At 44.9% G+C, this 14,472-nt stretch carries 13 protein-coding genes and 1 pseudogene; 6 read left to right on the top strand and 8 right to left on the bottom strand.

Annotated elements, in window-relative coordinates; all coding sequences use genetic code 11:
* Nucleotides 1-16: 16 nt before the first annotated feature.
* Complete coding sequence (locus tag O3C43_10995) at nt 17-736, bottom strand: DUF1080 domain-containing protein (protein MDA1067021.1); 720 nt, start codon at nt 734-736, stop codon at nt 17-19.
* Nucleotides 737-824: 88 nt separating this feature from the next.
* Between O3C43_10995 and O3C43_11000 the strand changes: the two genes are divergently transcribed.
* A complete protein-coding gene (locus tag O3C43_11000) occupies nt 825-1,364 on the top strand; it encodes a cupin domain-containing protein (GenBank protein ID MDA1067022.1) in 540 nt (179 codons plus the stop codon).
* Here the strand turns inward: O3C43_11000 and O3C43_11005 are convergent.
* Together O3C43_11005 and O3C43_11010 are read right to left on the bottom strand one after the other, a co-directional pair.
* The gene (locus O3C43_11005; protein ID MDA1067023.1) at nt 1,361-2,515 is read right to left on the bottom strand and encodes an MFS transporter; all 1,155 of its coding nucleotides are present in this window, start codon (nt 2,513-2,515) and stop codon (nt 1,361-1,363) included. The genes O3C43_11000 and O3C43_11005 overlap by 4 nt on opposite strands.
* A 65-nt stretch (nt 2,516-2,580) precedes the next feature.
* Nucleotides 2,581-2,838 (bottom strand): annotated as a pseudogene (locus O3C43_11010) (CDGSH iron-sulfur domain-containing protein).
* Between the two features lie 201 nt (nt 2,839-3,039).
* Here O3C43_11010 and O3C43_11015 point away from each other — a divergent pair.
* Genes O3C43_11015 through O3C43_11025 form a run of 3 tightly spaced genes read left to right on the top strand, consistent with a single transcriptional unit; the run spans nt 3,040 to nt 7,540 of the window.
* Nucleotides 3,040-3,978 carry an endonuclease/exonuclease/phosphatase family protein gene (locus O3C43_11015; GenBank protein ID MDA1067024.1) on the top strand — a complete coding sequence of 313 codons (939 nt, stop codon included), beginning with the start codon at nt 3,040-3,042 and terminating at the stop codon, nt 3,976-3,978.
* Between the two features lie 59 nt (nt 3,979-4,037).
* The gene (locus tag O3C43_11020) at nt 4,038-6,113 is read left to right on the top strand and encodes a PQQ-dependent sugar dehydrogenase (GenBank protein MDA1067025.1); all 2,076 of its coding nucleotides are present in this window, start codon (nt 4,038-4,040) and stop codon (nt 6,111-6,113) included.
* On the top strand, nt 6,113-7,540 hold the full coding sequence (locus tag O3C43_11025) for a ThuA domain-containing protein (protein MDA1067026.1): 1,428 nt from the start codon (nt 6,113-6,115) through the stop codon (nt 7,538-7,540). The genes O3C43_11020 and O3C43_11025 overlap by 1 nt, the downstream gene beginning before the upstream one ends.
* Before the next feature lie 245 nt (nt 7,541-7,785).
* On the opposite strand, the gene O3C43_11030 is transcribed toward O3C43_11025, so the two are convergent.
* The 4 genes from O3C43_11030 to O3C43_11045 are packed head-to-tail and all read right to left on the bottom strand — an operon-like array spanning nt 7,786 to nt 11,300.
* On the bottom strand, nt 7,786-8,466 hold the full coding sequence (locus O3C43_11030; GenBank protein ID MDA1067027.1) for a lysophospholipid acyltransferase family protein: 681 nt from the start codon (nt 8,464-8,466) through the stop codon (nt 7,786-7,788).
* 5 nt (nt 8,467-8,471) lie between these two features.
* Nucleotides 8,472-8,696 carry a phosphopantetheine-binding protein gene (locus tag O3C43_11035; GenBank protein MDA1067028.1) on the bottom strand — a complete coding sequence of 75 codons (225 nt, stop codon included), beginning with the start codon at nt 8,694-8,696 and terminating at the stop codon, nt 8,472-8,474.
* Between the two features lie 22 nt (nt 8,697-8,718).
* Nucleotides 8,719-10,467 carry an AMP-binding protein gene (locus O3C43_11040; protein MDA1067029.1) on the bottom strand — a complete coding sequence of 583 codons (1,749 nt, stop codon included), beginning with the start codon at nt 10,465-10,467 and terminating at the stop codon, nt 8,719-8,721.
* On the bottom strand, nt 10,464-11,300 hold the full coding sequence (locus tag O3C43_11045; GenBank protein MDA1067030.1) for a ferritin-like domain-containing protein: 837 nt from the start codon (nt 11,298-11,300) through the stop codon (nt 10,464-10,466). Before O3C43_11045 ends, O3C43_11040 begins: the two co-directional genes overlap by 4 nt.
* A 245-nt stretch (nt 11,301-11,545) precedes the next feature.
* On the opposite strand from O3C43_11045, the gene O3C43_11050 reads away from it, so the two are divergent.
* On the top strand, nt 11,546-12,709 hold the full coding sequence (locus tag O3C43_11050) for a VCBS repeat-containing protein (GenBank protein MDA1067031.1): 1,164 nt from the start codon (nt 11,546-11,548) through the stop codon (nt 12,707-12,709).
* Nucleotides 12,710-12,799: 90 nt separating this feature from the next.
* On the opposite strand, the gene O3C43_11055 is transcribed toward O3C43_11050, so the two are convergent.
* Nucleotides 12,800-13,339 carry a ComEA family DNA-binding protein gene (locus O3C43_11055; GenBank protein ID MDA1067032.1) on the bottom strand — a complete coding sequence of 180 codons (540 nt, stop codon included), beginning with the start codon at nt 13,337-13,339 and terminating at the stop codon, nt 12,800-12,802.
* Between the two features lie 190 nt (nt 13,340-13,529).
* Here O3C43_11055 and O3C43_11060 point away from each other — a divergent pair, with 190 nt between their 5' ends.
* Nucleotides 13,530-14,441, top strand: a complete 912-nt coding sequence (locus O3C43_11060; protein ID MDA1067033.1) for a hypothetical protein — start codon at nt 13,530-13,532, stop codon at nt 14,439-14,441.
* Nucleotides 14,442-14,472: the final 31 nt, after the last annotated feature.

The raw sequence follows: 14,472 nt of genomic DNA on the forward strand, positions 1-14,472 counted from the left end.
CCTCCTTAGGAAAAAACTAGTCTAACAGTTTTATCTTTATGTCCTGGTAATGAACCTCGCTGTCCGGATCGTGAGCTTGAAGAGCAATGGTTCCATTGCCTAACACGCGACCTTCCATACCTTTGGGGCCTACCCAACCTTCAGGCTGGGTCCATTGAACGGTAGTTTTTCCATTCACCATTAATGTAACGGTGTCATCGATTACCGTGATGTGATAATCGAACCATTCACCATCAACGGATGGAGCTTTTTCCTGCCAAATTTGGGCACCAGCTTTATCCACACGAACCGTGAAAGGGGGCTCAGGTTTCATAGCCACATAGATATTCGCAATGGCATAAAGACTTCCCGTTTTCTTGGGATCTTTTTGAGAAGTATTGACCTGGCACTCGAATCCTTGAGTTGGCCAACCTTCATCCTGATACTTCGTATGGAAGTAAATCCCCGAATTTGCCTGCGGTGTGGTCTTAACACGAAGCTTCAACTCGAAATTCTTGAAATTGGCGTTACCGATTGAACCCGTATAAAACAAATGAGAGCGTCCGCCTTTCAAAACCAGGGTTTTATTCTTAACGGCATAAGAATCGGGATTCTCCTTGCTGGCAGTCCAACCACTGAGGTCTTTCCCATTAAAAAGGGAGATCCATTCTTCTTCGGACTTGTGTTGGTTTCCAAAGGAAAGGGATCCAGTTATTAGGGTAAATAGAAAGAGTGAAGCCAGTTTTGAAATACGCATAATGAAGAGGTTTAAGAAAGGTCATTTCATTTTCCAATAGCAAAAACACTCATTTGCGCATTTGATTGTCCTGCACATGAGCAAAGCTATGATTCCAAACAAAAATCGTTTAGAATCCCTCAAGACACGACTGGGACTTCGGCCCCTGGGCGGAGAAGGCGGACTTTTCACTGAAGCATATGTTTCCAATCTAATGGTAGAAGCAACTGACGGACCTTCTCCAGCGAGCAACTGTATCTATTACGCATTAACGAAAGATCAGCCACAAAATCACCTCCACCATTTAGTTTCTGACGATTATCATATTCTCATCGAAGGGGGTCCTGCCGATTATTACATTTTCCATCCGGAAGGAAAAGCGGAGTCTATCACCTTAGGCTGTGACCTGGAAGCAGGCCAAAAAATGGTGGTCGCAACACCTGCTAATTGCTGGAAGGCCATTCGATTGAACCTTCACGCTAAATATGTTCTAATAGGATCCGTTGTTACACCTGCCTGGAACCCAAACCGTATAACGATTGGATCAGGACAATCCTTTATTGATACCTACGTTGGTAAAGCAGATTGGGCGACGACGGAGTTTCTCCGGTCATTGATCGGGCCAAACTGGGAAGAAACACTCCGCTAAATTCTAGCCTTTGGCGATGGCAAAAACTGAGCAAACCCGAGAGAGACAAGCGCAACTGCAGCACCCGCGTAAAATATCACCTGGTAACCAAAATACTGCCAGGCAAGACCACCCAACAAAGGGGCGGCGACCGACGAAATATGGTTAAAAGTAACCCCCATAGATAAACTCGGTTTTAGTTCTTCAGGAGGCGCGATTTTATTGAGATAGGTCGTCAGGGCAATCGCTCCGAAAAATACCAGGTTATCTAAACAATAAAGTACATATAACGTAGGACGATGGTCTATGGCTCCATAACCTACAAAAACGACAACCAATACAATATAGCTTATGCTCATCATCATCCGCTCTCCAAATCGATCAATCAATCGGCCAAAAAAAGAACCGGTCAAGGTGATGAGCAATTGATTAATAAACACCAGGACCATGGTCGTTTGAATTTGCAGGCCGTGAATCTTGATCAAAGCGAAAATGGCAAAAGTGATGAATATTTGCTTTCGGCAGCCTTGTAAGAATTGAAGGGTATAGTACAGCCAATATTTTTTCCGAAGCAGGAAACTTCGATCAACAAAGGTTAACGGTTTGCGACTTGCACCAAAAATGGAGAAAGCCCCTACCAGACAGGCAAAACCACCGATGATAAACAAACCATCGTAGCCGATATACGGATACGTAAAGTAGCACACCAAAATCATCAACAACCAGGCAAAACTCTCGACTGAACGCAACTGACCGAGCGTCTTACCTTTGCCATGTTCACCTGAAAATTGAATACCCATGCTCTGGCTCAAAGGATGCCAGGCATGAAAGCCTATGCTCCACACCATCGAAAACAGTGTGAACATCATCACCGTTTCTACCTTAGAAAAAGCCGCCATCCCAACCGCCATGAAGATAAGACATATGGCCGCCGCCACTGGCGGAGACAGCGCAATCATAACCGCAAGGAACACGAAGTTCAGAAAACCAGGCACCTCGCGAAGCGCTTCCACAATTCCCAGTTCGATGGGTTCAATTCCCAGAACTTCAACAATGAAGTTATGTTGAATGGTTAACTGCACACCAAAGAATACTCCAACCGCCGCCGCAGCAACAGCCAGGCGTCGGAAATCGCTGTTCCAACTTTGAATGGTGTGTCGGACGGGAAACATCCCGCGAATTAGGGATGAATCCTGAACATCATACAAGCCATTCGATTCAACAACTAGGAAACTTCTTTCCCGACCTGTTCGTCAGGTATTGATGAGTGGGATCCATCACAAAAAGGAGTCCTGTTAGTCGACTTACACTGGCAAAGATAGGCTGTTCCGTCCTTCTTCGCCGTGAAGGCTTCAGGTGCCAACCCACTACCTTTATGACCTCCATCACAAAAGGGCTGATTGGCTGACAATCCACAACTGCAAAAATAATAGGTTTTCCCAGATTCGAGTTCAACGGCTTTGGGAGAGTTTGCTGCTACAATAGGTTTAGTCATAATAAATATAGCTTGGAAAATTGGATCAGTTGATAAAAACACCATTCTCTATGGTTTCTATAAAATGTAAAGGACCTGGAACTATTTTATCCCACGGGAATTCTATTAATGGTTGCAAACTCTACCATTCATTTGAGGCCTTTAAACGCGGAGGATAATAATTCCGTTTACGCAGAAGGGAAAATAGGATTAATCCATAAGATGAACTCAAAAGTCTCCACATTGATTACCCCACCTATTAAGTTTTTCCTGGCAATTGCCTTGGCCCAAAGTTTCTTTTTCTCCCACTCGCTTATCGCGCAGGACGATCTAAATCCTGTCATCAAGGTTATGAGTTTCAATATCCGTTATGGAACAGCGAAGGACGGAGATAACAGCTGGGCGTTCAGACAGGATTTGGTAGTCGAAACAATCCAGACATTCGACCCGGACCTTCTCGGCTTACAAGAGGTTCAAAAGTTTCAAGTTGATTACCTGAAAGAGCAGTTACCAGACTATGATTTTTACGGCGTAGGCAGAGATGATGGATTAGACAAAGGTGAATTTGCACCTGTAATGTTTAAAAAAGATCGTTTTGAAGTGGTTCAATCGGGGCACTTTTGGCTAAGCGAAACTCCGGAAGTGGTAGGAAGTAAAAGCTGGGATGCAGCGCTTCCCCGAATTGCGACCTGGGTTTTACTCAGAGATAAAGAGGCTAAGTCCCTACAAATCATTTTTGGCAATACACACTTCGACCACAAAGGTGATAAAGCACGGCTTGAATCGGCCAAATTAATTCGGAGTCGAATCGATAAGGTGGTTCCGGATCTGCCGGTGATAGTTACCGGTGATTTTAATACACATGATGAACTCGAGCCTTATGAAGCACTGGTCAGCTCTATTGGAAAATCCGGCGCAACATTAATTGACACTTACAGAGTTATCCATCCTGAGAAAGGAGACTTTGAAGGAACCTTTGGAGGCTTTAAAGGCAACCAGAACGGCAACCGTATTGATTGGGTAATAACAACCCAGGATGTAATGACACTAAACGCGACTATTAATCACACAAATAACGACGGCAGGTACCCATCCGATCATTACCCGGTTGAGGCCGTAGTCCGAATCCGCAAATCAAGCTCATTTCAAACCAAGAATTGACGACCCCGCTTAACCAATTACGATAATCAACGATTTTTAATTCACACCCCTAATATTCTATGAAAAACATCCTAATCTCATTTATTCTCCTAGCTTGCCTACCCGCAGCATCTTTCAGTCAAAATAGAATTGGCACAGGCGGAATGAAAGACCTCTACATTCAGTATTGCGCTGCCTGCCACGGACAGAACATGGAAGGCGGACAAGGTAGCTCGCTCATAGACGATGAATGGAAGAATGGCTCATCGGATGCAGAAATTGCCAATGTAATTCGAAATGGTATCCCCGATTTGGGCATGGTTCCCTGGAAAGACGTCCTCAGCGAAGAACAAATTCGCGGCCTAATTATTTTAATGCGGGAACAGAAACAACTCGCAGAAACGACGGGTATCCTGGAAAAAGTGAAACCTTTGGGAGGTGTATTTTCCACGGATCACCACAATTTCAAACTAGAGAAAGTAGCGGAAACAGAAGGTGTCATCTGGTCGATCGCATTTCTACCTGACGAATCCATTCTTTTCACTGAACGCAGCGGAACCCTCTGGCACCAAACAGACGGCAAAAAGATAGAGATTAAAGGGACACCCAAAGTTTTAGCCGTTAGCCAAGGTGGCCTACTAGAAGTAGCACCTCATCCAGACTATGCCAATAACGGATGGATTTACCTCTCATTTAGTGAAGATCTCGGGGCAAAGATTGATGGAAAAGTCGCTTCCATGACAGCTGTTGTTAGAGGTAAAATAAAAAACAATAAATGGGTGGAGGAAGAAGAAATCTTCAGAGCACCAAAAGAATTTCATACCACTAAAGGCGGACATTATGGCTCTCGTTTTGTGTTTAAGGACGAATACCTGTTTTTCAGTATTGGTGAACGTCAGGAAGGAGAACCGGCGCAGGATCTTACCGTACCACATGGAAAAGTTCACCGCATCTATCAGGATGGCAGAATCCCTACAGGCAATCCGTTCTATAATACAAAAGGAGCTTATAAAAGTATTTGGACCTACGGAAACAGAAATCCTCAGGGCTTGGACATGAACCCGGTCACTGGGGATATCTGGGAAACAGAACACGGTCCACGCGGTGGAGATGAGCTCAATTTGATAAAACCAGGAGTCAACTACGGTTGGCCGGTAATTACTTACGGCATGAACTACGATGGTTCTCCATGGACAGACAAAACCCACATGGATGGTATGGAACAACCGGTTCATTATTGGCTCCCTTCTATCGCGACCGGCGGCATCGATTTTTATGAAGGAGACAAATTTTCTCATTGGAAAAACAACCTCCTTGTCAGCGGAATGGCCTCCGAAGAAATTCAGCGCCTGGTCATCGAAGACGGAAAGGTGGTCCACCGGGAAACCATTCTAAAACAACAAGGGCGAGTGAGGGACATCGCATCAGGACCTGACGGTATGATCTATGTTGCCTTAAATACTCGTAGCCCCGATCACGGAACACTCTTTCGCTTGGTGCCAACGCCAGAGCCCCGTTGGACAAGCCTCTTCAATGGGACTAACCTTAATGGATGGGAAGTACGAGATGGCACATCCACCGTCCTGGTTGACGACGGAGCGATGGTTGCTTTCCACCAGGGAACGACCGGACATTCCTACCTCACCACTAAAAAAACGTTCGGAGACTTTATCCTGGAACTCGACGTCAAGGTCATAGGTGACCTCAACTCTGGCATTTTGTTAAGAGGAGTGAGTGATCCAAGCTTCAAGAATGGCAAGGTACACGGCTATCAAATGGAAATCGATCAATCCGACAGAAAATGGACGGGGGGCATCTATGAAGAAATGGGGCGCGGCTGGCTGTATTCACTCGAAGGCAAAGAAGACGCACGCAAAGCTTACCGTCCCTCTGAATGGAATCATTACCGAATCGAGGCCATTGGAGATCATTTCAGAATCTGGGTGAACGGCACCCCCACCCTCAATATGGTTGATAAGAAAACAGCCGAAGGCGTTATCGGTTTCCAAATACACAATTTGCCAAAAAACGGTGGAGGCGGATCCGTATCTATTCGTAATGTCCGGATTATTGCCGACGAAGCAGGAAACCAGATTCAAGGCATAGCCATTCCAGAAGTCGCCGTTGAAGAAAAAACTTCAAAAAGCGGGGCTTAATGCGGCGAATTTGGTCAAGGAAAGTTACGCTCATTTGGACGGCCTTGGTCTGTACTTTCAGCACGGCCTGCGCAGCAGAAGAAAAGAAAGTTCTGTTCCTAGCTGGTGAACCCAGCCACGGCTGGAATGCCCATGAATTTGTAGCAGGAAGTCAACTTCTGGCAGACTGTTTAAATCAAAGTGGCCTCGGAATTTCGGCCTCCGTAAGCGAAGGCTGGCCGAAAGATTCAAACCGATTAAAGGACATCTCAGCCATCGTGCTATACACAGATGGAGAAGACCTTCATGTTGCAAAGGGTCAAACCGAACTACTTGGAGCTCTACACGATTCAGGTATCGGATTTATTGTTCTTCACTACGCCCTCGAAGGAGCAGACCAAGAAATGAATGGGTTTTATCTTGATTCAATCGGAGGGTATTTTGAAGTCGATTGGTCGGTAAATCCACAATGGATGTTGGAAAACGTCACCTTGGCCGACCACCCGATTAACTCTGGGGTCAGCGCATTCCTGACAGAAGATGAATGGTATTTTCATATGCGATTCCGGGAAGACATGACTGGAATCACTCCCATTTTGTCGACCTTGGCTACGGAGAAAGCTTTGGGCCAGGATGGTCCACGCTCCGGAAATCCAACTCTGCGGCAGGAACTACAAAACGGCGTGCCTCAGCATTTGGCTTGGGCAACCGAAAATCCCGGAAAAGGCCGCGGCTTCGCACTTACTGGCGGAAATTTTCATCATAACTGGTCTCACGATGATTTTAGAAAACAGGTACTAAATGGGATCGCATGGACTGCCGGAGTTAAAATTCCCGAAACCGGAGTAGACTCCAAAGTATCCGGACTCATAAAATACCAGACCATAAGTGAGGCTATTGCTCGAAACGATTTGGAGGATGTAAAGCGACATTTAGAAAAAGACCCAAACACCGTAAACGAAATTGGTAAGAGTAGGATGACACCGCTTCATGAAGCGATTATGCGAAAGCGGCCCGAGGCAGCGCTGCTGTTACTCGCTGCTCATGCGGATCCAAATATAATTACTAGCCGAAGCCAGACAGCCATGCATCTGGCTATCGATCGCGATCTATTAAACGTTGCCGAAGCGATACTGGACGTTGGCGTAGATTTGAATGTTCGAGACAGTCAAGGGTGGACCGCTCTTCATTTAGCTGGTGCAAAGAACCGAAACTCAATAAGCAAATTACTTCTTGAAAATGGTGCCGATGTAACACGCCTGAGTGCAGCTGGAGGCACCCCACTCCACGAAGCAGCCGTTGGCGGCGATGCGGAATTAATCCACTTGTTATTAGATGCTGGAATTGATCCAAGCATCATTTCCGATCACAAAAAAACCGCACTCGACATTGCCAAAGAATACGAAAATGCGGTGGCTATAGAAATTCTTTCGAAGCTCTCTGAATAATTATTCTTTCTGATCGGTTTGTTCCACATCTAACAAATCAAAAATTATGATTGAAATAAAAGAAACAACTGAGATTTGCCCTCTATGCCCTCACTGCGAATCTGAAATCCGGACGATTTATTCTCAAAAGGTTAAGTCAGTATTCGGCGTTCGGTTTATCTACTATTGCGAAGATTGCAAAAAAGCATTGAGCATCTCACATCGCAAAGGATTCTGGATGGGTTAACAGAGAAGAATCAAACAACTTAGGAACTGCCATTAAGTTCATTTAGCTGATCTTCCAATTTCTTTCGCTCCATCTCAAGCTGAGTTTTATCCAAGTCGCGGGGAATATAGTAGAGTGCTGGAATCCGAACCGTTATTCTGGCAAACGGCTTGGGAACGATTAATTTATCCCAGGATTTTACACGCCAGGCACGATCAGCGTCACAGGAAAATAAACAGAGCGGTGCGCCAGACAATTGTGCCAGAACAATGGCACCTGCTTTGGCTTTATAGATCGGACCTTGAGACCCATCCGGTAAAATAAGAATTGAGCTTCGTTCTTTTTGAACCTCCCGAAAGAGACCGCGAAGCGCTTTACTTCCTCCACGATTGGAAGATCCGCGCACGACTCTAAGCTTGGCCCACTTGCCCAGCAAGTAACCAAAGTTACCATCCTTCGACAGGCTCACCATTTGCGTCAGCCTAAACCCTTTTCGGGTTAAGTGTTTTTCAACAAAACGGGACAAGAAAAAAACACGATTATGCCAAGCGCATAAAATCACCGGGTCAGTCCGCTCGAGTAATTCTTTGATCCGACCCTCTCCTTCCGAGAACCGGATTCGGTAAGTTGATGCAAGGAGCAAGGTAATACCCCGCAAAAGAACCGCTATGCAGTAAGCTTTTAGCGGAATGGGATTCTGGGCGGCCGTTTCGGTCGGCATTTGCTTTAGACGTTCACCTGTTTCAGCACGTCGCCTACCGTTTCCATTGCGGCGGCTTCTTCATCGGTAATCTCAATTTCTAAAGCCTCCTCCAACTCAAATAATAACTGTAAAGCCATAGGCGAATCGATACCTAAACCCGAAGCTAAATCTGTCTCTGGGGTTATTTCGCTGCGTTCCTTGCCTGTTAACTTGGTCAGGATATTGTATACAGTGTCTTCGTTACTCATGGGAATAAATAAAAATTTAAGATCAATTCAAGCGATCGAGCTTACCCTGTAAATAGTCTTCTTTCAAAATGCCTCTCTGAATTTTTCCACTCGTCGTTTTGGGCAATTGACCTCTTCGTATGAAAACCAAATCTGCTAATATAAGGCTCATCGAACGCCCAATTCGACTTCGAATCTTTTCATCCAGTTCTTTCATTTCCTCAAGATTGGTTATCGATGTCTCAACCACCAGCACCGGTTCTTCGCCATTGGTATTATCCAAAATGGAAAAAGCACCACTGCGCTCGGCGCCACCACGTCCACGAACTTCTTCCACCTGCCATTCAATATCATGGGGCATAATATTTTCGCCACGAATGATGAGGACTTCTTTTGCGCGACCTACCAAATAAAGCTCACCATTCCGAATAAACCCCAGATCTCCAGTCTTCAACCAACCATCGGCCATCGTATCCTCAGTGGCCTCGACATCCCCATAATAACCGTCAAAAATGCTGGGGCCTTTAGCCTGAATCGCACCCAGCCTTCCTTCAGGTAATAAGGTAGTATCGTCGGATGCATCAACAACCCGAATAGACGTATCATGGATCGGGGTACCACAACATGCGACCGGCTCAATGGTTTGGCCTCCAGGTTCTTCATCCGGGGAAGAAACGCGAATTCCCCGCCCCGCTTGATCAAACGTAAGACCAACCGTAGATTCCGCCATCCCGTAACTAGGCAAGAAATGTTCCGCCTTGAGTCCAGTTGGTTCCATCTTTTTCAAAAACGCTTCCATCGTATCCGGTCGAATCATTTCGGATCCAATGGAAAAACGTTTAGGTAAAGAAAGATCGATCCCTTCCAGTTGGGCATCTTTAATCCTTTCAACACAAAACTGATAACCGAAGGTTGGCGCTGGAGATATAAATTTTTTCCCTGAGCAGGCTTCCAACCACTTGATAGGACGCCCAAGAAATGTGGCAGGATTCATGAGAAGAATGTTCCAACCGGCGGCTATTCCAAAAAACACTCCGATGAGCCCCATGTCATGATTTAAAGGCAACCAGGTTATAAAATTTTCGTTCCAATCCTCAGACTTTTTGCCGTAAGGCCCGCCACATGAAAAATCCAGACAAAACACATTATGTATGATCGCTCGGTGAGATATCATCACAGCTCTGGGTATTCCAGTAGACCCACTGGTGAATTGCAAAAAAGCCATGTTCTCTACTCTTACTTTTTGGAAATCAGGAACAGATAAGGATTCGCGACTAAAAAGATCAGACGATGAAACACAGATAGATGTTAGAGAATCCATTTGTTTACCCTGAACAAATTCGACCAAGGCATCGTTGCTGATAATATGATTTGCAGATATTACCTTTCGAAAACGATCTAAGCGCAGGTGGAAATTGGACGAGGGGCCAAGTCCGCCGATGGGGGGCGCAATGGCCGCCGGATAGGCACCAAGGTAAACACATCCCAACCATAATTCCAGTAGCTCCCAGCTTGTGTGAAGCGAGATTAATACTCTATCGCCATGTTTGACCCCGCTCGAAGCCAAACAACCGGCTGCATGCTGTATTCTCGAAAATATTTCCGGGTAAAGACGCTTTTCAGCGGTCACTCCTTTGCGATCATAAACACTAATTCCCTTATCCGGATGTTTAACTGAGTTCTTTTGAAAAAGCTCCATTAATGTAACACCTGCGTATTCAGAAAGAATCGAGGAGTCCGCGCCTCGTATTAGAGATAGAGGAGAAGCTGAGGTGGAAGATTCGTTACTCACTGTCCTACTGCAACAATCAAGTCTTCGTCTTTAATCTTGATACCTTGCGTTGCCTTGCGGCCAGCCAGGATAGATTTCTCAAGACGACGTTTAGTCACGGTACTCACGGAATCGATGATTTTATCACGATCCAAACCGATAGATATCAGTTCATTTTTCAAAGCATCCAAAATAGGTGCTACACCTTCAAGAACATGCAATCGACGTTTCTCCAAATGGGCGGCAAACTTTTCTGCTTCTTCCTCACCTTTCGTTTCGTGGATCTGTTTAAATCGATCGGACATGTAAACATGATTAAACCCGAGATGCCGGGCCTCGTCTTCCAGAATACCCGCACAGATATCACTCAAAACTGGATCAATATCGGCCTCCCGAAATTCATGACTCACCGTTTGTGCAACCGTTTCACTGACGAGAACACCAGTCAAACACTCTGCAGGTTCCTTAGAAATTATCCGGCTTTGGAATAAATACCCAGCCGGGAAACGGCGGATTGAAAGCGGCTCACGACCAATGCGATGGTAGTATCGGGCAAACAGCTCTGTATGCCGAGCTTCGTCCACCGCCCAGGTGGTCAGAAACATCTGACCTTCAACTTCACTTCTATGACCAAGCACGGGAATCAGTCCCGAAACGCTATAAAGCGCGGACTGCTCTCCAGTGAGGACTGGAGTCAACACCTTAGCCAAATCATCCAGTTTTGATTTGCTAACATTGGGCAAAGCTTTCTTCCAATTGATTTCCTCAGCGGACCATTGTTTATCGATACCTTGATACCACAAACGCATCTGACGTTCGTTGCTTAGATCTGGCAGGACTTTATAAATATTCATAAGGACAAGTGGGATTTTGCCTAAAACCTAGTCATTTACGCATTCGCTGGCAATCGAATCGAGGTTATTTTCTCAGTTAAAATTCTATTCTGAATCAAAAATTTTCGGCAAAGATCAGTCTTCGGCGGAAACCCCACTGTAAGCTAATCATTGAGTTTCGGATTTTTACCACATTAACAACGGTCTTTTTGAGTCAATTATTTGGCTTACTTTTTGGAGGATAGTAGGCAGTATATAGTTAGAAAATGAAAAGAAAACAACGACTCCACATTCTCAAAATCTCAGGCCTTTTGCTCGCCACCTCTGCAAACTCACTTTCCTCTCAAACTAATGAAAACCCAGGAAAACCGGATCTTCCTCAATACGACCAGGTAGTAACACTTGAAACCACTTCCGAAACCTCGGCAAATGTTGAGTTTGGAGATCTAAATGGGGACGGAAATCTGGACATAATCCTGGCCAAAGGGCGACACTGGCCCCTCATCAATCGTGTGCTCCTCGGGGATGGGAAAGGCAGCTTTTTAAAATCTTACGATTTAGGCCCGGAATCAAATCGTACTTATTCCAGTCGCTTAATAGACCTGGATGGAGATAGCGACCTGGATGTCGTTGTCAGCAATGACCGCCCCGATCAAAATCTCGTCTATTTGAATGACGGATCCGGAAGCTTTAAAATGACTTCGGCATTTGGAAACGATAATTGGCCCACGCGGAATGTTAACGTGGCCGATCTAAACGGCGATGGACTCCCGGATATCGTGGTAGCAAACCGCTACGGATCAAGTGGAGGCTTCAACTACATATGTGTTAATAACGGGAACGGTAAATTCGATTCTGAATGTATACCTTTTTCAGATTATCCTGCTACTACCATTGCACCCGCGGACTTTAACAACGACGGACTGATGGACCTTTCAGTTCCTCATCGGAACGGAGGCCAAAGCTATGTCTTTATTCAGAACAAAAAGACACCACTCACATTTGAAAAAATTCCCTTCGGACCAAAGAACGCCACGATCCGGATGTCTCAAGCATGCGACTTGGACAATGATGGCAATATGGACATTGTGACCATCGATACACAAAGCGGTGTTATTATTTATTACCAAACAACAAGTGGATCGTTCATTCCTGGTAACCGACTCGGCGACCTTTCAATTAGTCCCTATGCGCTTACTGTGGCCGACCTGAACCTGGACGGATCGGTAGATATAATAGTGGGCAACGTAAAAGCCCAATCAGTGGTTCAATTCAATAACGGCACAGGTAAGTCATTCACCCCCGTGAACTTTGGAGACAACGAAGGTAATGTTTACGGATTTGCAATTGGAGACCTCAACAAAGATGGCCGGTTGGATATCGCTGCGGCACGCTCGGGCGCTCCAAATGTGGTTTATCTGGCGCGTTAATTGCCTAAAACTGGACCACCAATTGAAGCAAAGATATCCAACATGAATGCCCGTTCGAGAATCTTGGGAGCCATTTAATCCAATCAGACACTACTCTACTCGAATAAGTGGCCTGAGATTTTCTATCGAGGCTTTTCCAATTCCTGGAACCTTGAGAAGATCATCCACCTCGCCATAGGGTCGATTGTCTATGATGCGCTGAGCAAGCACAGGACCGATACCGGGAAGAAGCTCCAACTCAACTTGACTGGCCAGGTTGACATTTGTTTTCAAGAATTCTTCAGGATCTGAGTCTCCCGATTTAATGAAAGATGAAGATAGGGTTTGAATCGCTTCTAAATCCTTTGGTGACGAAGCAGTTTCAATTCGTCTACTAGGCTTCTGACCCAATTGCTTTTTAAGTGCCTGATTCTCTGAAATAAGAGTCTGGTTTTGAGAGCGAAGTTTTTCGAGCTCCATCGTAAGCTTTTGCTTTTCAATTTCCAAATTACCAATCTGGATTGTTAGATCTTCTTGTTTCTTATCAAAAAGCAACATCACCGCCTTCAAACGATCATCGAGTTCCTCATTTGCGAATGAATAACCGTGAAAACTTATACCAATAAGGAAATAAATAATGAAACGATGCATACTGTTACCGGTTAAAATTCGATCTATAAAAATGGATGATACTGGAAGCAGTGCTTACCCGTATTCTCCGATCATCTGAGCATTCCAAGGTATGACAATCTTAGGAATGAATGCAAAACATTTGCGCAATGAAGTGTCTTAGCCGTTGCCAAATATACTTTAAGCACCCAAGGTTCTTATATTCCTATCCATGGGCGTACGTTATCTCATCCGATTAATAATACCGCTCAGTTCCTTGTCGCTAACGACTGGGCTGATATTTCCTAGTCTCTTAATAGCACAGTCTCAAGAGGAAGCACTCAAATACAAAGTAGGTGAACAGGCTCGTGAAACAATTATTGCGAACGAGACAATCCGGGTAAATGACATTGAGAAACAATCAGACCAATTCTCAGAGGTAAAAAATACAATCCCTTCCATTTACGGATATCGAAAAGCCTCGATTACTGCCCAAATCCAGGCTCTGCAAGATAACTGGAATAAGACCGGTGAATCATTTTTGTCGGAGGTGGAAAAGGTATTTGGGAAACGGGTATTTCGAAGTGTGGAAACCAATTCTGAAGCTTTCATAAAATTAATAGAAGGATTCCAGAAAAGAAACAAAGAATTTCCCATTACAGATTATTCGGCGAAACGCTGGGCCCGTGGAGAAGATAATAACGAACAATTACAGCTCCACATATCTGAATTTGAGACCTTCATGACTTCCTATTTTATAGTCAGCGAAATGGACTTCAGTTCCGATAGCTCCAAGCTTCCAAGCGTCGATATTATTACCGTAAATTCAAACGAAAATAAATTCTTGGCCGATTTAAGGAATCTCCAGTTGCCAAAAATTGCTCGGAGTCAGTTGTTACTGGAATCAAAGGCCAAAGAATTATTTCTAACAGAGAGCAAAACCCGAAACAAGTTAACCCGAACTTACTTGTCTGGATTCGTAACAACAAATACCGAATATATGGAGAACCTGTCGATAGAGCGATGGGTAAGCGCCGAAGACAATCTGAAAACAGAAACGGTTTTTGAAAAAGGAGAAATCATTGTTTCTAAAGGGGACACTATTACTTGTAGGTCTCCTCATTATGAATTTACCGGATTTTGAGCACTTCCGAGAATGGGTCCAAACCACTCGT

Source organism: Verrucomicrobiota bacterium (assembly GCA_027622555.1).
Lineage (GTDB): Bacteria > Verrucomicrobiota > Verrucomicrobiia > Opitutales > UBA2995 > UBA2995.

Coding starts and splice junctions, on each gene's coding strand:
- O3C43_11055 (MDA1067032.1), bottom strand. CDS start 13,339: ATGCATCGTTTCATTATTTATTTCCTTATTGGTATAAGTTTTCACGGT.
- O3C43_11005 (MDA1067023.1), bottom strand. CDS start 2,515: ATGTTTCCCGTCCGACACACCATTCAAAGTTGGAACAGCGATTTCCGA.
- O3C43_10995 (MDA1067021.1), bottom strand. CDS start 736: ATGCGTATTTCAAAACTGGCTTCACTCTTTCTATTTACCCTAATAACT.
- O3C43_11025 (MDA1067026.1), top strand. CDS start 6,113: ATGCGGCGAATTTGGTCAAGGAAAGTTACGCTCATTTGGACGGCCTTG.
- O3C43_11035 (MDA1067028.1), bottom strand. CDS start 8,696: ATGAGTAACGAAGACACTGTATACAATATCCTGACCAAGTTAACAGGC.
- O3C43_11020 (MDA1067025.1), top strand. CDS start 4,038: ATGAAAAACATCCTAATCTCATTTATTCTCCTAGCTTGCCTACCCGCA.
- O3C43_11000 (MDA1067022.1), top strand. CDS start 825: ATGATTCCAAACAAAAATCGTTTAGAATCCCTCAAGACACGACTGGGA.
- O3C43_11015 (MDA1067024.1), top strand. CDS start 3,040: ATGAACTCAAAAGTCTCCACATTGATTACCCCACCTATTAAGTTTTTC.
- O3C43_11045 (MDA1067030.1), bottom strand. CDS start 11,300: ATGAATATTTATAAAGTCCTGCCAGATCTAAGCAACGAACGTCAGATG.
- O3C43_11060 (MDA1067033.1), top strand. CDS start 13,530: ATGGGCGTACGTTATCTCATCCGATTAATAATACCGCTCAGTTCCTTG.
- O3C43_11050 (MDA1067031.1), top strand. CDS start 11,546: ATGAAAAGAAAACAACGACTCCACATTCTCAAAATCTCAGGCCTTTTG.
- O3C43_11030 (MDA1067027.1), bottom strand. CDS start 8,466: ATGCCGACCGAAACGGCCGCCCAGAATCCCATTCCGCTAAAAGCTTAC.